Raw genomic sequence first — 19,176 nt, forward strand, 5'->3', positions numbered from 1 at the left:
AAAGTCTAATTTAGCAGAATGTTAAAAAAGTTTTTTACAGCAGTCGGAGAATATATTCTTCTTCTTGGTAAATCTATCCAGAAACCTCAAAAAATGAGAGTATTCTGGAAACTATTCATGAGAGAAATCAATGATTTGGGAGTCAACTCTTTCGGGTTGGTTATCTTCACATCTATATTCGTTGGAGCGGTAGTGGCTATTCAAATGTTTAATAACTTTGATGCTTCTTCATTTCCTATTCCTCCGTCATTTGTAGGATATGCAACAAAAGCCGTTTTGGTATTAGAATTTGCGCCTACAATCATCAGTTTGATTCTGGCCGGAAAAGTAGGTTCATATATAGCATCCAGCATAGGTACAATGAGGGTTTCGGAACAGATTGATGCTTTGGACATTATGGGAGTAAACTCTCCTAACTTCCTGATTTTACCTAAAATCATCGCCTGTGTAATATTTAATCCTTTACTGATTGCCATAAGCATCGTTTTTGGGATCGCCGGAGGATATATTGCAGGAATTTTGACAGGAAACTGGACAACCAATGATTATGTAATCGGAATTCAGATGTATATGCCGAATCTTTTCATTTATTATGCATTTACAAAAACAGCTGTTTTTGCATTTATCATTGCCACCGTTCCTTCTTATTTTGGTTATAATGTAAAAGGAGGCTCATTGGAAGTAGGTAGAGCAAGTACACAGGCGGTAGTTTGGACGATGGTTTTCATCATCCTTTCCGAATTGCTATTAACCCAATTAATATTAAGCTAATGATTGAGGTAAAAGATTTAAAGAAAAGTTTTGATGGTGTTGAAGTACTTAAAGGAATTTCAACCTCTTTTGATAAAGGTAAAGTAAATTTAATTATTGGGCAGAGTGGTTCAGGGAAAACAGTTTTTCTTAAAAGCTTACTGAATGTTTTTCAGCCAACTTCCGGAGAGATTCTTTTCGATGGAAGAGATATTAACGTGATGACACGTGACGAAAAACAGCATCTTCGTTCGGAAATCGGAACCGTATTCCAGGGAAGTGCCTTGTTCGACTCATTAACGGTGGAAGAAAACATCATGTTCCCGTTGGATATGTTTACCAATTTATCTTACAGAGAAAAGAAAAGACGTGTTTTTGAGGTAATCGGAAGAGTACATTTAGATAAAGCTAATAAAAAATTTCCTTCTGAAATTTCCGGGGGAATGCAAAAAAGGGTTGCTATTGCGAGAGCGATTGTAAACAACCCAAAATATCTTTTCTGTGATGAGCCAAACTCAGGATTAGACCCTTATACATCAAACGTAATTGATGATCTTCTGCTTGAGATCACTAAAGAATATAACACCACAACGATCATCAACACCCACGATATGAACTCGGTGATGACGATTGGTGAAAAGATTGTTTATCTAAGATTGGGTATCAAAGAATGGGAAGGAAATAAAGACGTTTTGATCACGGCGGGCAATAAAAATCTTATTGATTTCGTTTATTCATCAGAACTATTTAAAGAACTGAGAGAATATTTACTTGAGAATAATAAAACTATTGATAATACAATCACAAAAATAGACGATAATGAAAAAGGCACTTAGTATAGCATTAATAGGTTTTTCAGTATTTGCTTCTGCTCAGATTTCTTTGGCAGGTAAAGCAAACATAATATTTCCTACAGGTTCACCATCTTGGAAAAACATTAAAGGAACCGTAAATGATGCCATTGAAGGAAGCGGAAAAAACAATGCAGGTTTCAACGTTGGTCTTTCATTAAAAGTTCCGTTGCCAGGGGCTTTATATGTAATGCCGGAATTGTACTACACGCATTTTAAAAACGAATTTACTACAGAATCTACAACCTTCGATATCAAAAGTAATCGTATGGATTTGCCGATTCTTTTAGGGTATAATCTTTTAGGAAATACTTTAGGAGTATTTGTAGGACCCGTGGCGAGCTATAATTTGAGCAAAGAAGATACTTTTAATGATTTTAAAGAAAACTCAAGAGATAACTTCACGGTAGGTTACCAGTTCGGAGCTCAGTTTGAAATCAAAAAATTAATTCTGAATGCAAGATATGAAGGTGCTTTCAGTAAAGATTCAAGAAACTTCATCAATAAAGTTTCTGGCGAAGAAATAAGATACGACAACAGACCTAATTTATTTATGGTAGGTGTTGGTTACAAGTTTTAATTAATTCGAAAATAACAATTTTAAAAAAATCCTCAAGTCGTTAGATTTGAGGATTTTGATTATGAGACTGTAATTCTGCTTCACGTTTTGCAATTTCGGCAGCCTTTTGTTCAAGCTCTTCTTTATCTTTTTGCAACTGCTTGAATTCTTTCTTCTTTTGTTCAGCCTTGATGGCGCTCCCTTTGCTAACGTATCCTACCATTCCGCCAATAATTAAACCAATGCCAACACCTCCCATGATGCCCATAACGTGGGACATCTGAAGATCATTGATAGTAAAATTGGGCGAGGTAAGGTAAAATAACAATACAGAAACAGCCAAAAGTATAAGCCCGGTAAGTGATAAACCTTTCATAATGTGTGTTTAAGTGGTTAAAATTAAAGCCTTACCAAATTTAGCAAAAATTTAATAAGGCTATATTTCAAGATTAAAATTTCTATTTATTATTTTCCTCCCGCTGCTTTGTAATATTCTAAAGCTTTAGGTAAATCTTTATTAATATCTGAAATTCTGGTTTCAGGATTCGGGTGGGTAGATAAGAATTCCGGCTGTCTTGCTCCGGTTGCTGCGGCTTCCATTCTATTCCAGAAAGGAACTGCTTCTCTCGGATCATATCCTGCCATTGCCATTAAGTATAATCCCATTTCATCTGCTTCAGACTCTTGGTTTCTACCATATTTCAACAAAGCCACCTGAGAACCAATTGGGTAAACTTTCTCAAAAACATTAGCCCATTGCCCGTTAGAAATCGTTCCTCCTAAGATTTGACCACCGTATTGTGCGACCATAGCCTGAGAAATTCTTTCGTTTCCGTGACCTGCCAATGCGTGTGAAACTTCGTGACCCATCACAACAGCAAGACCGTTATCATTTTTAGTAATTGGTAAAATCCCAGTATAAACAGCAACTTTTCCGCCAGGCATACACCAAGCATTCAATTCACTGCTTTGTAAAAGATTAAATTCCCAATTATAATTTGCTAAATCTGCCGATCTGCCAATATTTTGATAATATTTCTCTGCTGCCGCTTTTATTCTGCTACCAACAGCAACCACTTTTTTGGCGTCTGCCGTCCCGGTAATCACTTTACCTTTAGATAAGGTAGTTTTATATTCTTGTGCAGACATGGTAAGGATTTCAGAATTGTTTGCCAATTGTAAAGAAGACCTTCCCGTGATCGGGTTTGTAGTACATGCTGCAACGGAAAGAGCCAGCGCTCCTATTCCTAATAGATGTGTAATTTTCATAGTTTAGAGGGTTGTTAAATCATCATTTACAATTTCTATTCCAAAACTTTTTTGAAACAGAATTTTTGCATACATTTTGCTATTTAAATTTAATAATTATTTTATTATCATGAAAAAGTATATTTCAATCATATTCATTTTTGTTTTTCTGATGATCTTTCAGAATAGTTTTGCCCAAACTAAAGTTGATCCTTCAACTATTGCAGGAATCGTAGATACCGAAGATTTCTCGTTTCGTGCAGAAAGAGCAACACCAACCAATTATGATGTTATTAATGTTATGAATTCTCTTCCTAATACCACATCAACAAGAATGCTTGATCTTGCAGGAAGTAATTATTCAATTGATTTAAAAAAAGATAAGCTTGAAGTTTATTTGCCCTATTTCGGAAGAGTGTTCAACCCATCTTACGGAAATACAGATAAAACCGGCTACAGATTTACCTCAAAAGATTTTTTGGTAAGTAAAACTCAAGGTAAAAAAGGAAAATGGATTGTTAAAATTAAAGTAAATGATCAAAGTACTGTGGATGAGATCATTATTGAAATCTTTAAAAACGGAAGAGCATTTACATCAATCAGAAGTAATGATAGACAGCCGATTTCTTATGACGGATTTATTTCTAAAAATATCGAGGAAAAAGAAAAACTCTAATTTTCAGGATTAAGGAATTTTTCAACAAATAATTTTGCTTCAGTGCTAGGATTTGAAACCATTGCTGAAGCATTTTTTCTATGCTGAAGGTAAGCTTCTTCTAAAGATTCATTTCTCTTCATCAAGGCTAAAATATATTCTTGAACCCAATATTCATATCGTTTTTCAGCTTGCTGTGTTCTAACTTCTTCGAAGCGATTGATTTTCTTTTTTAAATTAATGAAATCTGTTATTTTTTCAAAAATTTCTTTCAATCCTTCGTTGTGCAGCGCAGAACCCAATAAAACCGGAACTTTCCAGTCTTTTTCTTTGGGCGGAATAAAATCAAGGGCACGTTTCAATTCTAACCTTGTATTTTTTGCTTTTTGAAGATTATCTTTTTCAACTTTATTAATGAAAATTACGTCTACCATTTCCATGATCCCGCGTTTGATGCCCTGAAGCTCATCTCCGCCACCAATTATTTTTAAAAATAAAAAGACATCGGTAATATCCGCAACCAGCACTTCCGACTGACCAACGCCGACCGTTTCAATTAAAATATAATCATAACCCGCTGCTTCACAGATCATCATTGTTTCAAAAGTGGTATTGGCAACGCCTCCTAAAAAACCGGAACTTGGAGAAGGACGAATAAAAGCATTTTCTTCCTTTGCCAGTTCTTCCATTCGGGTTTTATCTCCTAAAATACTTCCTTTATTGATTGCTGAACTAGGATCTATGGCTAAAACTGCTACTTTTTTGCCATTTGCAATCGCTAATCTTCCAAAACTTTCTATAAAAGTTGATTTTCCGGCTCCCGGAACTCCTGTGATTCCTACACGAACGGAATTTCCTGTAAAAGGCATGATTTGTTTTAATAATTCTTCTGCCTGAGTTCTATGTTCTGCCTTTTTACTTTCCACTAATGTAATGGCTTTCGCAATCAGACGTTTGTTGCCTGATCGAATTCCATCCATTAGTTCTTGTGTAGAAAATTTCATTGATTCAAAAATAAAGATTTATAAGTCAATGGTCAAGTGTGAAGAGGGTTTCATTTATTATTTTTTGTCGAATAATAATTTTATTTAACAATTGGTATTTGAAATTTTGTATGAGCTCTTGTGGATTTTTACTGATTTTGAGAGAAATGACGGTTTTCTAGCCCGATTGCAGCGTTTGTTTGAGCTCATTTTCTGAGTTTCGGCGGCGGCGGGCTTTGCCCGCCGCCGAAACTCAGAAAATAGCGAGTGCGAAAAGCGAGAAATAGCTTCTAAAAAAAAGAGCGTTTGAGAAAATTTGCCTTCGCCCATTCATATTTATACTTCTTCTAAATTAAGTCTCAATTTATCAATGAGAAAGGGAATTTGCTACATTTGTTATCAATCAAAATAAGAAACATGAAAAAGATAATCGCTGTAGCATCATTCATTGCTGTTTTATTAGCATCTTGTACATCAAAATCATCTACACCAACAGCTCCAATAGGACCTGCAACGTCTACAGCCGAGCAAATAGCACAAGGGAAAACAATTTTTGAAAACTCTTGTGGAAGATGTCATAAATTACCAGATCCAACAGCTCACACTTCGGTACAATGGGTAGGTATCATGAACTCGATGGCTCCGAAGGCAAAACTTACGGATGAGCAACATCAATGGGTTTATGATTATGTTGTTTCTGTGAAGAAATAAACCTTTTCTAAAAATATTGTTATGAAAAAATTGATTTTAGGTATGATTATCGTGTCTGCGTTTATGGCTTCTTGCGGACCTAAAAGTGTAGCTGTCACCGGCCCAAAGTATACCTCATCTGAACAAATCGCTCAGGGAAAAACTGTTTTTGAGAACTCTTGTAATAAGTGTCACAAACTTCCTGATCCCGCAAAGCATGATGACCAAGACTGGATAAAAACACTGGCAAGAATGGCTCCTAAAGCCAAATTAACCGATGACCAGCATCAAATGGTTTATGATTATCTGATTTCTGCGAATAAGAAATAATTTTTCTAAATAATATAAAAGAAGGAGATTTATTTAACCTCCTTCTTTTTTTTGGATTTTATTTTCTTTGGCATTTTAGATTTTACAAACTTTTTACGATCCTTTACCACATTCAAACTATATTCTGTGAAACAATACTTTGCAGATTCGTCCAGAAATTTCAGGGCATTCTTAAAACTTCCTCTTTTTTCGGAAAGCAGGGATCGGTAAAACCATATTGTAGACTTATCAATCCCTTTAATTTTTAATGCATATTCGATTAATCTTGCCGCTTCATGAAAATCTTCGTTATCCAAAAGACATTTGATATAATACTGCGGAGTATTAAGATTATTGACATCATACAGCATGGCTTCTTCAAAATATAGCTTTGCTTTTCCGTAATCAGAAAGCATTTCACTGTAAATTCTTCCCATCAGACAAAGGCTGTCTGCGTCTTCCGGGTCGTAAGACAACGCATAATTCAACGCTTCCAAACATTCCGGAAGACTGTACGGATAGTTGTCCAAAGCTTCGAAGTAATATTTATTTTTAGTTAAGGTCATTTTTGTAGTTTTTTAATTCATTTTTGAGTTGATTTCTCTGTTTTTTGAAAGATTTTTTCTGATGATTCTTTTTAAAATCTGTTCCGGAAAACGTTCTAATCGGGTTTCCTCTTTGCACCTGTAAATGATTGTTCCACGTTTCCTGCATTCTTTTTTGAAGCTGAATAATATTCTGTTCCAAAACCTTTTCCTTCAATCTTGTAATCGAAAGTTTCTTATTCTCCAATTGTGAACGAGAATCTTGCACAAAAACACTTTGTCCCGTCGGAATATGAGTCGCCCGAACAGCCGTGTTCACTTTATTCACATTCTGCCCGCCACTTCCCTGACTTCTTGTTGTCTGAAACTGAATATCTTTTTCATTAAATTGAATTTTCTCCAAACCTTCCAGTTCAAAAATTCCGATAAACCAATTACTTCTTTTATGCAGTTTTCGGAACGTACTTTTTCCTGTCCAGCAAATGCTTCCTAACCACGTTTTTAAAAATTCATTGATGCTTTTTGATTTTAAAAGCAACGTTACAGATTTCAATGTCAGGTTTTCATCACCATTTTCACGATGGATGATTTCATAGTCTATATTATTATTTTTTGCTTCCTCAAGGAATGTTTTCAGCACTTTGGCAACGACCCATTGGCATTCCAAAGGTCCTCTTCCTGAGGTTATTTGTATGAGTTTTTCCATTTTTGTAAAATTTTTAAAATCGCCTCTCTGTTTTTGGCTTCTTTAATAAATGTTGGTAATCTTTCTACCATTCGCATTCTGTACGGTAATCTTGTTCTCAAGTCTGAGGAAACATAGTTTTGCATCTCTAAAAGATGTTCCCTATTTTTTGCCCAGAATAATTTTCCTTTAAAATCTTCCTGAAAATAATATCTACAACCGAAAACGGGATCATGTATCAAGCCTTCTTCTTTTATTGAATTATTGAGATATTTCTCTGATTTTGGTTGAATGTGAAAAGAAGATTCGCACTCATCACATTTTACAGTAACATTCTTAGGTTTTTCTTTCAAATTTCCTTGCTCATAACGAATCGGATGCGCACAAACCGGACAATTTAATTTTACAAACACTTTGTAAATCACTAAATCCAATCCTTTTTTTCGCAAATCACAATGATTACACTCTAATGTTGCCGTTTTATAACTGTGTTAATTTTTCACAACAGCATCTTCTCCGCAATCCGGACAAACTACGAGAATACTTTCGTGATAGCCAAAATATTCCTGTTTATATCTTTTTTTCATTTCAGTTTATTTTAGGCATTTCACTTAATTTCGGATGACCAACCGGGTCAATTCCTTTTTCTAATAATTCTTTTGCCGCCATTACTCCCCAACATTTATCGCTGGAATGGATATTTCTGTAAAACGAAAGTAAAATATCAGGTTTTACGACAGTAAATCCGTTTGCTTCGACAGTTTCCAGATCGTTTTTCTCAAAGAAATCAATCGTAATTCTGTGAAATTTTCCGTTTTCCATTTCAAGTGTTTTCTCATATCTGCGAAAATTTTCTTCGCTCGGAAGATGATCGTATCTTGTCCAGACTTTTTGAAAACCTTCCTGCTGAAGAATCATTACAGCCTCAGCTACATTCTCTTTCTTTACAAAAACATCAATATCCTTGTGGTCATGAGCGTGTTTGTATTCCGTATGTCCGGTTTCAGACATAAAATGCCACGCCCAACCTCCTGAAATGATGACTTTATCTTTTAATTTCTCTAAAATTTCCAGTCCGTGTTGAATCCTAAATTCCGGCCAGACTTCACCGTATCTTTTTATATTATGTGGTGCTCCCATTTTGTCAAATTTTTTGTTGATTGTTGACGGTTGATAGTTGCTGGTTAAAATCCATCAACCAACAACTAAAACCCATCAACCAATTTATCTATCCATTCTCACAATTCGAGGCTGGAAAGTTCCCAGAATATCAACTAACTCACTTTGTGCATTCATCACCTCATTGATATCTTTGTAAGCCATTGGTGCTTCTTCTGTATTTCCGCCCATCAACGTGACATTCTTCAGTTTTAATTCTTTTTTGATGTCATTTTGAGTGAAAAGACTTCTGCATTCTCCTCTAGAATGCGCTCTTCCTGCGCCGTGTGAAGCCGAATTCAAAGAATCCGGATTTCCTTTTCCGCGAACGATGAAACCTTTTGCCGTCATCGAACCGGGAATCATTCCCAATTCATTTTCATTAGCTGGAGTTGCACCTTTTCTGTGAACAATTACTTCTTTTCCGTTATGAATTTCTTTCCATGCGAAATTGTGGTGATTTTCGATTCTGGCTTTCACTCTTCCTCCGACCGCTTTCACCAATCTTCTGTGAATATCGTCGTGACAAGCCGAAGCGTAATCTCCTGCCAAATTCATTGCAGTCCAATATTCCAATCCGAGGTGAGTACTTAAATCCAGCCAGGCAAATTGTTGTGCTTCTTTCGGCAACGGACATTGTTCTGTCGCCACTCTCGAATAATACTGAGCGATTTCCGCTCCCAATCCACGCGAACCGCTGTGTGAAAGAATTCCGAGATATTTTCCTTTTGGAAGTCCGATTTGTTCATCTTCTTCCGTGATTTCTACTTCTCCGAATTCCACGAAATGATTTCCGCCTCCGGAACTTCCCATTTGCTTAATGGCTTTTCCTTTTAATCTTCTCAAAATCGGAATTAAATCAAACGTATCTCTGTCGAAAATTTCATGATCGACGTGAGATTTATGTGTTTCATACATTCCGAATTTGGTATGTTCGGCAAGAGCTTTTTCGTATTTATCTCCCGCTCCGTCAAGATATGAAATAGGTGTATCCAAAATACTGAGGCTCATTCTGCAACCGATATCCATCCCGACTCCGTAAGGAATCACCGCATTTTCTACGGCGAGAACTCCACCGATTGGAAGCCCGTAACCGCTGTGTGCATCGGGCATTAAAGCTCCCTGCATCGAAATTGGAAGTTTCAATGCGGTGTACAGTTGGTTTTTTGCTTCATCCGAAATTTGAGTTCCGAAAATATTAAAAGTCGCTCTGTTTGTATTAAGCATTCTTTTTTCTGTTTTCTTGGATGAAAGCAAAGCTTCTGCGATTTGTCCGAACGTTAAATCTTTTTCGAATTGTTCTGGATTTTGCAGAATTTCCTTTAAAAGAGATTTCACATGATGAATATTTTTCGTTGCAAAATTTCTTTTCATGACTTCCAAAGCGATGTTCACACTCTGATTGTTTGGATAGCCTATTTTTAATATATCTTTTCCTTTAAGTTTTAAATTTCCCATTGTTTTTGTTTTAAAATTGGAGGATATTTCCATCCTCTGAATTTTCTGCAATCTCTGTTGCAGACATTTTGTAGTGAACGCATTTTCTGCTGTTCAGCGGATCACGTTTGTATCTATCTTTCCACGGATTGGGTTTACCATATATCTTTTTATGAATAATTCCCATAATTTTATGCCGACCTAAAAATGAATCGAGTTCATCAATTTCTTTTTCTAAATCGGAATTCAATGGTTTGTAATGAGTGACCATGTTTGGTTTTACTCTCAATACAAATCTCCACGGTTCGATAAATTCGTAGTAAATATTATATCTCTTTCTGAACGGACAATACTCTTCTCTTTTTAAGAAATATTGCCTTTCTCGGATTGTTAATCCCAACTTGGGATCGTTCCACTGATACGTTGAAAATCGAGCCAATTTCTGCTCTCTTTCAATATATATTCTTCGTCCGCATTTTCTTTTCTTTTTTAAGAATTTTCGGGTTTCTGAGTACATCTTTGTATTGATCTTATCTAAAATTCCTTCGAAGAAATCGCCATCTTTGGAACGTTTCACATCGTCTCTTATGACAAAGAATCTTACAAAACCTCTCTGATAAGGTTCCATCAAAGGAACTAACGGAATATTTCTTCTTATTTTCCAAAGTTCATCACTAAGTTTATACTTTTTCCTGATCTGCTTTTCTACATCTTTTCTTATGATTCTTTTTCTGCTTCTCAGACTTCGTAATCTGGAAGACAAAAGGTTATCTTTTTCCATTACATTTTAGATATTAGAAGTGAGACTTCGATATATCACATTAAATCTGAATCAACTAGCATTTTAGTTGACTTTATTTAAACCTCATAGGCTTCAAAAACCTATGAGGTTTCGTTTAGCGGTAACCTTTTCCTAGCCCCGATTGCAACGGCATCCTTTTTTGTTGCGGCCGCAGCGAAGCGGAGGCCGTAATAAAAAAGATATAGTGGAAAGCGGGATAAAGCTCCTAAAAAACTTTATTCGAAAAGATTCCAAAAATTGTATAAAAAAAGATTTCGGGGAAACTGATTTGAGTTTGATATATTGCGCAATAAAAAACCCGAAAATCTTACGACTTCGGGTTTTGATATATCATTATACTGTTATTCTAAGAGTGTACCAAACCACGAAGCCTCGCCTTTGCAAAAGACAATCCTACTGTTGAATGTAGATTAAATTTGAACATTGCTTCGTTGTTTTTTAATGGTTAAACTTGATTTTCAGATGCAAAGATATAGTATTTTTTTAATCTGCAAAATAATTTTTTAAAATTCTTTGCCTTTCATCATGCTGAGCATCAAGTTCAAAGCATTTTCCGAGTGAAGGAATGCCGTATTTTTCAATGTATCTTCGGTGACTTTTGAGGTTCTTTGCTGCATCTGTTTTTCGTAGTATGAAATGGCTGTTTTCAGGTCTTGAAATTGATCATTGGTGAGTGCGTCCGCAAGCTCGAAAGCATCCTGCATTGCCATATTCACACCTTCTCCAGCATAAGGCGGCATTCGGTGGGCAGCATCACCGAGCAGCGTGATATTGGGCATAGTTTCCCAAGATTGATTCAATGGAAAATGATATTGCGGGCGGGGAATACAGCTTACCTCATCACTCGAAAACAGCTCATTCCAATCGGAACTCCAATTTCCAAACTCCGTTTTAAACCAATCAAAAACCTGTCGATTATCTTTAAAATCAATTCCTGAATTTTTAACCCATTGTTCTTCCACTTTACTGCCTGTGTAAAATGAAAGGCTTCCGTCTCCTTTCGAACTTAGAATAATTGATTTTTCATCGCCGAAAGCGAAAACTTTGCCTCCTTTTAACAGGGCATTCAGTTTCGGAGCATTTTTTTCTGCGTTATAAACATTTCCTTCCAAAATGGTAACTCCGGAATAGATGGGCTGAATAGCGTTAAGGTATTTTCTGATTTTTGAATTGGCTCCGTCTGCAGCAATCACCAGATCAGCATAGGTCGAAGTTCCGTTTTTAAAGTGAAGCATCCAGCCCTCACCAGATTTTTCCATAGAAATGAAATGACTGTCCCAGATGATATTTTCAGGATCTAAAGAGTCTAAAAGAATTTTTCTGAGTGGTCCTCGATCGATTTCAGGACGGTCTTCTGCGTAAGATTCATCGGAAAGATGATCATCCAGATGAATATTGTTGTTTTTATCTACAATTCGCATTTTTCCGGCATCGGGTCTGTAGTTTTGTTCAAACTCCTGCATTAAACCAGCTCTGCGAAGTGCTTCTAGACCAGATTCTTCATGCAGATCCAAAGTTGCGCCCTGTACACGCACCTCTTTGTTGAAATCTCTTTCATACACTTTGACATCTAAACCCTTTAATTGAAGCAAACGTGCTAAAGTTAAACCGCCTGGACCGCCACCTACAATGGCTATTTTTTTGTTTTTCAGTAACATATTGTTAAATTTCATGTTACAAAATTAGAGTTACTGCAACGTAGAAAATTGTATAAAACGGTCGTTTTTATTTTTGAATAATTCTTTAGGGGAAACTCCCGCCAGTTTTTTCACCTCTTTGATGAAATGTGCCTGATCTGTAAAGTTTTTCTCAGGAAATAATTTCCCTTGTTTGATGTGGCCGAACGAAGCTCTGAAACGAAGAATATTACAATAAGATTTTAATGAAAGTCCGAATTCTTTAGTAAAATATCTATTGATTTGCCGACTGCTCCATCCTATTTTATCAGATATTTCTTTAATGACAATATCTCCCTCTGATTGATACACTTCATGGAACAGTTTTTCTTTTCTTGAATCCAAATCTGCGGGTAAAAGATCAATAATTTTTTGAGTGGCGGACACATGAAAGGTTTTGAAATCGTTTAAAGATTCAACATCAAAGCCCAAGAAGTCATTATTCAGAATTTTTGCTTTACCTAAAAGATCAGCCACCGATTCATTTAAAATATATTCTACCGCAAGTAATGTAAAGCTAATGGCAAACATTTTTGTTTTGGCAGGAATAACAATTTGTTCAGGCAATGTTTCAATCCCCAAAAGAACGATATGAAAAGGCTCGGATGATGATTTTGAAAGAATAAGATCTACCCTTCCGTCAGGTAAAAGTATGGCTTCTTTAGGGTCTTCAGAATGATTTTCAAGCATCCAGAAACTTTCCACAAAATTTGAAATTTCGGGTTGAGGCTGAATGAAATGATATTCAATCTGAGAATCCATACTGTTTAAAATTTACTTTAAATTAATCAAACTGATGAAAATGGCATCAATCACCTTCGTCATTCTTTGTAGATCGAGCGTTTCCAACGTATCTGTCGATTCGTGATAATTTTTATTTCTAAAAAAAGAGGTATCTGTAATCATTAAAGCCGGATAATCAAATTTCCAGTAATTCAGATGGTCTGAAAAATCTACTCCTTTTACAAACTTAGGAGCCGGAAAAGTTTCAGTTTTGATTTGTTTTGATTCTTTAAAATTATCTATAAAGTTTCTCACAAATTTTCCTGAACCGCTAAATCTTTTAACCAAAGTGATAAAATCTCCTTTATTTCCATAAATCCACGAAAGGGCTCCTACAGGAAAATCCTGTGAATTTTTTTCGTCTTTAAAATAGCCAATCATTTCGACACTTGCCATTCCGTACACGTCAATATGATTGTCTTTGAGATATTTCGCATGAATATAGCTTCCCATATTTTCAGTTCTGAAAAACGGTGGTTCCTCCAATGTATAAGCAACCAAATCGATTCTATAATTGAGTTTTTGCCCTTTCAACATTCTGGCTAATTCCAAAAGAGCCGTCACCCCCGTCGCATTATCATCCGCTCCTTTTTGATCGCCGCAAACATCATAATGAGCTCCAATGATAATTCTCTTTTGATGTTCTGTTCCGAAAGAACAAATTACATTTTTATAGATCTTTCCATCAACTTTATATTCCTGAAAGATCGTTTCATCGGCATATTGATTGAAGTTTTTAAAAATATAATCTGCAGTAGCATTCAGTTGTTCCAAATTATTATGATTCCGAAATTGTGGGGTTTCCACCAACAATTTTAAATGTTGATTTACCAAATGAATATCTGCTGAAACATTTGCTTTATTTAAACGAATTTTCGTTTTGAAAGTTCCACAAAGAAAAAGAGTTAGAAAGCAAAAACCTACAAGAAGAAAAAATTTTCCTCTTGTAGGCTTCAATATATTTTTAAATTTCATTATTTATAATAGGTTAGTTGAGTTTAATCTTTTGAACCCAAATCATCCATCGTATCTTCCATTCCTCTGCTATTAGGGCGATAGGTTCTTTCTGGATCAAGGAAATAAATATCGTGTCTTGCTTTCGCAATGATTCCATCATATTCTTTCTCCGTCATTCCGTCAGGAATATCTTTCTGATGATCCGAAGGTTTTCTGTATACTTCAAGAGCACCCTTTTCATTAAGAATCATTTTTGCTGCTTTTGCCTGTTCCAAATCATTTGCATAGACCACCACATTATTTTTTCCTACGCTATGCGTTCTGTAGGCATCCAACATTTCGGCATCGTGGGCGAACACATAATCAAAGAAGCCTTTTGTCTGCTCGTCTTCCTGATAATGATTAAGCCCCGCCTCAACATTTGATTTTGAAACAATAATATTCGCTTCGCTGAATCCTTTTTCTTTTAAATCTTTTTTAATTTCCTCTGTATCTACAGTCTGCGGAAATACTGAAACTACTGTATAAGCCATAATATTTTGTTTTGGTTATGGTTTACAGTACAAACGCTGTGCAATTTTTCCATTGAAAACGTTAATTTAGTTTAAAAATTTCTCCAAAATATCGACAGCGCATTTCGGTAGATTTGTTCCCGGACCGAAAATAAAGTCTGCTCCGTTAGCATATAAAAATTCATAATCCTGTTGAGGAATTACGCCACCAACAACGATCGTAATGTCATCTGCTCCCAATTTTTTAAGTTCTTCCACCACTTGCGGAACCAATGTTTTGTGACCCGCCGCCAATGAAGAAACTCCCAAAATATGAATATCGTTTTCCACGGCCTGTTTGGCCACCTCTTCCGGAGTCTGGAACAATGGCGCCACATCGACATCGAATCCCATGTCCGCAAATGCGGTTGCCACGACTTTTGCTCCTCTGTCATGACCATCCTGTCCCATTTTTGCCACCATTAATCTTGGTCGGCGACCTTCTTCTTCTTCAAATTTCTGAGTAAGATTTAATGCTTTTTCAAAATATTCGTTTTTCCCTGCATTCATCGCATAAACTCCTGAAATTGTTCTGATGTTTGCTTTATATCTTCCGAAACTCTCTTCCATGGCATCACTCATTTCTCCCAGCGTCACTCTTCTGCGAGCCGCTTCGATACATAATGCTAAAAGATTGCCTTTTCCTGTTTTTGCGGATTCTCGGATTTCATTTAAAATCTGTTCAACCGCTTCGGAATTTCTGTTTAACTTAATGGAATCCAATCTTTCGATCTGCTTTCTGCGAACTTCCGTATTATCAATATCTAATATTTCGATTTGATCTTGTTTCAAAGCAGATCTGAAAGAATTAACTCCGATGATAAATTCCTCTCCGCTATCAATTTTAGCCTGCTTTCTTGCCGCCGCTTCCTCAATTCTCATCTTTGGAATTCCGGCTTCGATGGCTTTTGTCATTCCCCCTTCCTGCTCAACCTCATCAATATATTTCATAGCTTCCTCGATCATTTGCTGAGTCAGAGATTCAACCAGATTACTTCCTCCCATAGGATCTACAACATCACAAATTCCACTTTCTTGTTGAAGAATAATCTGTGTATTTCTTGCAATTTTCGCTGAATAATCTGTAGGAAGTGCAATTGCTTCATCCAAAGCATTTGTATGCAAAGACTGAGTTCCACCTAATGCAGAAGACAATGCTTCAATCGCTGTTCTTGTAATATTGTTAAATGGTTCCTGTTCCGTTAAAGACCAACCAGAAGTCTGAGAATGCGTTCTTAAGGCTAGCGATTTTGGATTTTGAGGATTGAATTGCTTTAATAATTCAGCCCAAATATATCTTGCGGCACGCATTTTTGCGATTTCCATGAAATGATTCATTCCGATTGCCCAGAAGAAAGATAATCTTGGGGCAAAATCATCGACATTCATTCCCGCTTTAATTCCGGTTCTTACGTATTCTAAGCCATCTGCAAGTGTATATGCCATTTCCAGCACCGGAGTTGCTCCAGCTTCCTGCATGTGGTACCCTGAAATAGAAATTGAATTGAATTTTGGAATATTTTTAGATGTATATTCGAAAATATCAGCAATGATTTTCATGGAAGGTGCTGGTGGATAAATGTAGGTATTTCTCACCATGAATTCCTTCAAAATATCATTCTGAATGGTTCCTGAAAGTAGATCCTGAGCAACTCCCTGTTCTTCCGCAGCAACAATGTAAAAAGACAGAATCGGTAAAACAGCCCCGTTCATCGTCATGGAAACCGAAATCTGATCTAATGGAATTTCATTAAATAAAATTTTCATATCCTCCACAGAATCGATCGCTACTCCCGCTTTTCCAACGTCTCCAACCACTCTCGCATGATCGGAATCATAGCCTCTGTGTGTCGCCAGATCGAATGCTACGGAAAGTCCCTTTTGCCCAGCCGCTAAATTTCTTCTATAAAAAGCATTGGATTCTTCCGCTGTAGAGAAACCTGCGTACTGACGAATCGTCCAAGGTTTCTGAACATACATTGTGGAATACGGACCTCTTAAATAAGGCGCAATCCCCGGAGAAGTTTCGGTTAAAGATTGATCTTTAACATCTTCTTTTTTATAAGAAGATTTTAACTGTAATCCGTCTTTTTCGAAAGGATAGATTTCCGTTATTTTTTCAGTTATATTAAATTGAGGAGTTTTGTTTTGAACTTCTCTTCTCATACTTTCAGATTTATTAGATGGCTAAATTTAAGCATTTTTGGAATAATAAAACACTATTGATAACCTTGTGATTACGTGGATTTTAAATTAAAATTAACTCGCATTACATTTTGTTTAAAGTATGATCAAAATATAGTTTTGAAATTCATAAATCCATCTTAGTACCACTATTAAGAAATAAAAACCGGATGAAGCTCATCCGGTTTTATTTTATGTTATAACAATGTATTCTAAAGTTTAATTCCCATTTCATATAAAGCAAAAGAGATCAAATCTGCATTTTCGCCAATCACCTGTTCTGTAGACCTTCCGGCTCCGTGACCTGCATTTTTCTCAATTCTTAAAAGGATAGGATTCTTACAATTTTGTTTTTCCTGTAATTCTGCACCAAATTTGAAAGAATGCGCAGGTACCACCCTGTCATCATGATCACTTGTGATAATCATAGTTGATGGATAGCAAGTAGATTTCACATTATGCACCGGCGAATATGACTTTAAATATTCAAACATTTCTTTGTTATCCTCCGCTGTTCCGTAGTCGTAAGACCATCCCGCTCCGGCTGTAAATTTGTTATACCTCAACATATCCAAAACACCCACTCCCGGGAAAGCAACTTTTGCCAGATCAGGACGCATCGTCATCGTAGCTCCCACTAAAAGACCACCGTTTGATCTTCCCGACAACGCCATATATTCTTTTGAAGTATAGCCTTTAGACTGTAAATATTCTCCAGCAGCAATAAAGTCATTGAATACATTTTTCTTCTGCATTTTCGTTCCTGCATCGTGCCATTTTTTACCGTATTCCCCTCCTCCACGGATGTTCGGAACGGCATAAATACCTCCATTTTCCATCCAGATAGCATTTACCACAGAGAAAGAAGGTTGCAGACTGATGTTGAACCCCCCATAAGAATAAAGAATCGTAGGATTTTTACCATCCAGCTTAGTTCCTTTCTTATAATTGATCATCATCGGAACTTTTGTTCCGTCTTTTGAGGTATAGAAAACCTGTTCAGATACATAATCTTCAGGATTAAATTTCACTTTAGGCTTCTGATACACCTCTGATTTTCCAGAATCTGCATTGAATTTATACGTTGTTCCCGGTGTAATATAGTTCGTGAACGAGAAATAAAGCTCCTTCTCTGTTTCCTTACCGCCAAAACCTCCGATATTACCTTTGCCCGGAAGCGCAATTTCTCTTACTAATTTTCCAGTCTTGTCATACTGTTTCACCTGATCAATAGCATCAATCATATATGTCGCAAAGAAATAACCACCACCTGAAGAAATTCCCAAAACATTTGGCGTTTCCGCAATCACATCTATCCAGTTTTCAGGAGATGGATTTTTAATGCTTGTCTTTACCAAACGCATATTCGGAGCATTTTTATCTGTGAAAATAAACAAATTGTCTCCTTCCGTATCTACAATGCTCGCATTGATGTCGAAACCTTTGTTAATCTGAACGAAATCACCTCCGTTTTTCAGATCTTTGATGTATAATTCGTTTCCGTTGGTGGCATTCGCAGCAGAAATAATTAAATATCTCTGATCTTCAGAAACCCCCGCGCTTAAATATCTTCTCGGAGTCTTTTCACCACCAAAAATCAATTGATCTGCTGATTGTTTTGTACCTAATTTGTGGAAATATACTTTATGCTTATCCGTCATTCCTGAAAGCACCGTTCCTTCTTTAGGTTTATCATAGCTTGAATAATAAAAGCCTTCATCACCTCTCCATGAAATTCCGCTGAATTTTACATCCACCAATGTTTCATCGATCTGCTTTTTAGTAATCGCATCAATAATGATGATTTTATTCCAGTCGCTACCGCCTTCTGAGATGGAATATGCCGCTAAATTTCCTTTTTTATTGAAAGATAAATTCGCCAAAGAAGTGGTTCCTTTATCTGAAAATTTATTAGGATCTAAGAAAACCTCCGTAGATTTTGTTTTATTGTTGGTTCTGTATAAAACCGACTGCGCCTGCAATCCGTCGTTTTTATAATAATATGTATAATCGCCTTCTTTGAAAGGTGCTGAAATTTTTTCATAATTCCAGATATCTCTCAGCCGATCTTTGATTTTATCTCTGAAAGGGATTTTTGAAAGATAATTCTGAGTGTAGCTCACCTCTTCATCCACCCATTTTTTAGTGGCTTGGGAATCATTTTCCAAATCCCTGAACGGATCAGCAACCGAAGTTCCGAAGTAGGTATCGGTTTGATTTCCTTTTAATGCTTTAGGATAATTCATTTTTTGAGAATAAAAAGTTGCTGAAAACAAAACGCCAGCCGTTAATAAAATAGGTCTAAAATTCATTTCGAACGATTTTCTCAAAAATACGCAAACTATCGGAAATA

21 protein-coding genes are annotated in these 19,176 nt (G+C 36.2%); 6 read left to right on the plus strand and 15 right to left on the minus strand.

What is annotated here, in order from left to right; translation table 11 throughout:
• Positions 1-18: 18 nt before the first annotated feature.
• Genes OXQ85_RS11490 through OXQ85_RS11500 form a run of 3 tightly spaced genes read left to right on the plus strand, consistent with a single transcriptional unit; the run spans position 19 to position 2,181 of the window.
• Positions 19-771: an ABC transporter permease gene (locus tag OXQ85_RS11490; protein ID WP_267404679.1), complete on the plus strand. Its 753-nt coding sequence runs from the start codon at positions 19-21 to the stop codon at positions 769-771.
• Positions 771-1,586 (plus strand): ATP-binding cassette domain-containing protein, encoded by an 816-nt coding sequence (locus OXQ85_RS11495; RefSeq protein ID WP_267404685.1) that lies wholly within the window; start codon positions 771-773, stop codon positions 1,584-1,586. Before OXQ85_RS11490 ends, OXQ85_RS11495 begins: the two co-directional genes overlap by 1 nt.
• Positions 1,570-2,181 carry an outer membrane beta-barrel protein gene (locus OXQ85_RS11500; RefSeq protein WP_267404686.1) on the plus strand — a complete coding sequence of 204 codons (612 nt, stop codon included), beginning with the start codon at positions 1,570-1,572 and terminating at the stop codon, positions 2,179-2,181. Before OXQ85_RS11495 ends, OXQ85_RS11500 begins: the two co-directional genes overlap by 17 nt.
• Positions 2,182-2,221: 40 nt before the next feature.
• Here the strand turns inward: OXQ85_RS11500 and OXQ85_RS11505 are convergent, their stop codons facing one another.
• Positions 2,222-2,536: a hypothetical protein gene (locus OXQ85_RS11505; protein ID WP_267404689.1), complete on the minus strand. Its 315-nt coding sequence runs from the start codon at positions 2,534-2,536 to the stop codon at positions 2,222-2,224.
• Between the two features lie 89 nt (positions 2,537-2,625).
• Entirely contained in the window at positions 2,626-3,429 is an 804-nt protein-coding gene (locus OXQ85_RS11510; RefSeq protein ID WP_267404691.1) for a M48 family metallopeptidase, read from the minus strand.
• 109 nt (positions 3,430-3,538) lie between these two features.
• Here OXQ85_RS11510 and OXQ85_RS11515 point away from each other — a divergent pair, with 109 nt between their 5' ends.
• Positions 3,539-4,084: a DUF4251 domain-containing protein gene (locus tag OXQ85_RS11515; RefSeq protein ID WP_267404692.1), complete on the plus strand. Its 546-nt coding sequence runs from the start codon at positions 3,539-3,541 to the stop codon at positions 4,082-4,084.
• Here the strand turns inward: OXQ85_RS11515 and meaB are convergent.
• Entirely contained in the window at positions 4,081-5,067 is a 987-nt protein-coding gene (gene meaB / locus OXQ85_RS11520; protein WP_267404693.1) for a methylmalonyl Co-A mutase-associated GTPase MeaB, read from the minus strand. The genes OXQ85_RS11515 and meaB overlap by 4 nt on opposite strands.
• Before the next feature lie 396 nt (positions 5,068-5,463).
• On the opposite strand from meaB, the gene OXQ85_RS11525 reads away from it, so the two are divergent.
• Together OXQ85_RS11525 and OXQ85_RS11530 are read left to right on the plus strand one after the other, a co-directional pair.
• Positions 5,464-5,757: a cytochrome C gene (locus OXQ85_RS11525; RefSeq protein WP_267404695.1), complete on the plus strand. Its 294-nt coding sequence runs from the start codon at positions 5,464-5,466 to the stop codon at positions 5,755-5,757.
• Between the two features lie 42 nt (positions 5,758-5,799).
• A complete protein-coding gene (locus OXQ85_RS11530) occupies positions 5,800-6,066 on the plus strand; it encodes a cytochrome C (RefSeq protein ID WP_267404697.1) in 267 nt (88 codons plus the stop codon).
• A gap of 29 nt (positions 6,067-6,095) precedes the next feature.
• On the opposite strand, the gene OXQ85_RS11535 is transcribed toward OXQ85_RS11530, so the two are convergent.
• The 12 genes from OXQ85_RS11535 to OXQ85_RS11590 all read right to left on the minus strand — a co-directional run bounded on the left by OXQ85_RS11535 (position 6,096) and on the right by OXQ85_RS11590 (position 19,069).
• Positions 6,096-6,611, minus strand: a complete 516-nt coding sequence (locus OXQ85_RS11535; RefSeq protein WP_267404700.1) for a hypothetical protein — start codon at positions 6,609-6,611, stop codon at positions 6,096-6,098.
• Positions 6,598-7,296: a peptide chain release factor H gene (gene prfH / locus OXQ85_RS11540; RefSeq protein WP_267404702.1), complete on the minus strand. Its 699-nt coding sequence runs from the start codon at positions 7,294-7,296 to the stop codon at positions 6,598-6,600. The genes OXQ85_RS11535 and prfH overlap by 14 nt, the downstream gene beginning before the upstream one ends.
• The gene (locus tag OXQ85_RS11545; RefSeq protein WP_267404704.1) at positions 7,275-7,688 is read right to left on the minus strand and encodes a hypothetical protein; all 414 of its coding nucleotides are present in this window, start codon (positions 7,686-7,688) and stop codon (positions 7,275-7,277) included. Before OXQ85_RS11545 ends, prfH begins: the two co-directional genes overlap by 22 nt.
• Positions 7,689-7,863: 175 nt before the next feature.
• Positions 7,864-8,415, minus strand: a complete 552-nt coding sequence (locus OXQ85_RS11550; protein WP_267404706.1) for a hypothetical protein — start codon at positions 8,413-8,415, stop codon at positions 7,864-7,866.
• Between the two features lie 84 nt (positions 8,416-8,499).
• On the minus strand, positions 8,500-9,891 hold the full coding sequence (locus OXQ85_RS11555; RefSeq protein ID WP_267404708.1) for an RtcB family protein: 1,392 nt from the start codon (positions 9,889-9,891) through the stop codon (positions 8,500-8,502).
• Positions 9,892-9,901: 10 nt separating this feature from the next.
• Positions 9,902-10,651, minus strand: coding sequence for a hypothetical protein (locus OXQ85_RS11560; protein ID WP_267404710.1), 750 nt, complete (start codon positions 10,649-10,651; stop codon positions 9,902-9,904).
• A gap of 524 nt (positions 10,652-11,175) precedes the next feature.
• The gene (locus tag OXQ85_RS11565; protein ID WP_267404712.1) at positions 11,176-12,330 is read right to left on the minus strand and encodes an NAD(P)/FAD-dependent oxidoreductase; all 1,155 of its coding nucleotides are present in this window, start codon (positions 12,328-12,330) and stop codon (positions 11,176-11,178) included.
• 30 nt (positions 12,331-12,360) lie between these two features.
• Entirely contained in the window at positions 12,361-13,110 is a 750-nt protein-coding gene (locus OXQ85_RS11570; RefSeq protein ID WP_267404714.1) for an AraC family transcriptional regulator, read from the minus strand.
• Between the two features lie 12 nt (positions 13,111-13,122).
• Complete coding sequence (locus OXQ85_RS11575; protein WP_267404716.1) at positions 13,123-14,106, minus strand: M28 family peptidase; 984 nt, start codon at positions 14,104-14,106, stop codon at positions 13,123-13,125.
• A 23-nt stretch (positions 14,107-14,129) separates the two neighbouring features.
• Positions 14,130-14,621 carry a hypothetical protein gene (locus OXQ85_RS11580; protein WP_267404718.1) on the minus strand — a complete coding sequence of 164 codons (492 nt, stop codon included), beginning with the start codon at positions 14,619-14,621 and terminating at the stop codon, positions 14,130-14,132.
• Between the two features lie 66 nt (positions 14,622-14,687).
• The gene (gene scpA / locus OXQ85_RS11585) at positions 14,688-16,805 is read right to left on the minus strand and encodes a methylmalonyl-CoA mutase (protein ID WP_267404719.1); all 2,118 of its coding nucleotides are present in this window, start codon (positions 16,803-16,805) and stop codon (positions 14,688-14,690) included.
• A 230-nt stretch (positions 16,806-17,035) separates the two neighbouring features.
• Positions 17,036-19,069 carry a prolyl oligopeptidase family serine peptidase gene (locus OXQ85_RS11590; RefSeq protein ID WP_267404849.1) on the minus strand — a complete coding sequence of 678 codons (2,034 nt, stop codon included), beginning with the start codon at positions 19,067-19,069 and terminating at the stop codon, positions 17,036-17,038.
• Positions 19,070-19,176: the final 107 nt, after the last annotated feature.

This window comes from Chryseobacterium sp. GM_Chr_2 (genome assembly GCF_026540445.1).
In the GTDB taxonomy this organism is placed as follows: domain Bacteria; phylum Bacteroidota; class Bacteroidia; order Flavobacteriales; family Weeksellaceae; genus Chryseobacterium.

What these genes read in the sequence shown, in the direction of transcription:
- OXQ85_RS11565 (WP_267404712.1), bottom strand. Translation starts at nt 12,330, where the DNA reads ATGTTACTGAAAAACAAAAAAATAGCCATTGTAGGTGGCGGTCCAGGC.
- OXQ85_RS11575 (WP_267404716.1), bottom strand. Translation starts at nt 14,106, where the DNA reads ATGAAATTTAAAAATATATTGAAGCCTACAAGAGGAAAATTTTTTCTT.
- OXQ85_RS11590 (WP_267404849.1), bottom strand. Translation starts at nt 19,069, where the DNA reads ATGAATTATCCTAAAGCATTAAAAGGAAATCAAACCGATACCTACTTC.
- OXQ85_RS11515 (WP_267404692.1), top strand. Translation starts at nt 3,539, where the DNA reads ATGAAAAAGTATATTTCAATCATATTCATTTTTGTTTTTCTGATGATC.
- meaB (WP_267404693.1), bottom strand. Translation starts at nt 5,067, where the DNA reads ATGAAATTTTCTACACAAGAACTAATGGATGGAATTCGATCAGGCAAC.
- OXQ85_RS11490 (WP_267404679.1), top strand. Translation starts at nt 19, where the DNA reads ATGTTAAAAAAGTTTTTTACAGCAGTCGGAGAATATATTCTTCTTCTT.
- OXQ85_RS11570 (WP_267404714.1), bottom strand. Translation starts at nt 13,110, where the DNA reads ATGGATTCTCAGATTGAATATCATTTCATTCAGCCTCAACCCGAAATT.
- prfH (WP_267404702.1), bottom strand. Translation starts at nt 7,296, where the DNA reads ATGGAAAAACTCATACAAATAACCTCAGGAAGAGGACCTTTGGAATGC.
- OXQ85_RS11510 (WP_267404691.1), bottom strand. Translation starts at nt 3,429, where the DNA reads ATGAAAATTACACATCTATTAGGAATAGGAGCGCTGGCTCTTTCCGTT.
- OXQ85_RS11530 (WP_267404697.1), top strand. Translation starts at nt 5,800, where the DNA reads ATGATTATCGTGTCTGCGTTTATGGCTTCTTGCGGACCTAAAAGTGTA.
- scpA (WP_267404719.1), bottom strand. Translation starts at nt 16,805, where the DNA reads ATGAGAAGAGAAGTTCAAAACAAAACTCCTCAATTTAATATAACTGAA.
- OXQ85_RS11560 (WP_267404710.1), bottom strand. Translation starts at nt 10,651, where the DNA reads ATGGAAAAAGATAACCTTTTGTCTTCCAGATTACGAAGTCTGAGAAGC.
- OXQ85_RS11580 (WP_267404718.1), bottom strand. Translation starts at nt 14,621, where the DNA reads ATGGCTTATACAGTAGTTTCAGTATTTCCGCAGACTGTAGATACAGAG.
- OXQ85_RS11495 (WP_267404685.1), top strand. Translation starts at nt 771, where the DNA reads ATGATTGAGGTAAAAGATTTAAAGAAAAGTTTTGATGGTGTTGAAGTA.
- OXQ85_RS11525 (WP_267404695.1), top strand. Translation starts at nt 5,464, where the DNA reads ATGAAAAAGATAATCGCTGTAGCATCATTCATTGCTGTTTTATTAGCA.
- OXQ85_RS11555 (WP_267404708.1), bottom strand. Translation starts at nt 9,891, where the DNA reads ATGGGAAATTTAAAACTTAAAGGAAAAGATATATTAAAAATAGGCTAT.
- OXQ85_RS11535 (WP_267404700.1), bottom strand. Translation starts at nt 6,611, where the DNA reads ATGACCTTAACTAAAAATAAATATTACTTCGAAGCTTTGGACAACTAT.
- OXQ85_RS11505 (WP_267404689.1), bottom strand. Translation starts at nt 2,536, where the DNA reads ATGAAAGGTTTATCACTTACCGGGCTTATACTTTTGGCTGTTTCTGTA.
- OXQ85_RS11550 (WP_267404706.1), bottom strand. Translation starts at nt 8,415, where the DNA reads ATGGGAGCACCACATAATATAAAAAGATACGGTGAAGTCTGGCCGGAA.
- OXQ85_RS11500 (WP_267404686.1), top strand. Translation starts at nt 1,570, where the DNA reads ATGAAAAAGGCACTTAGTATAGCATTAATAGGTTTTTCAGTATTTGCT.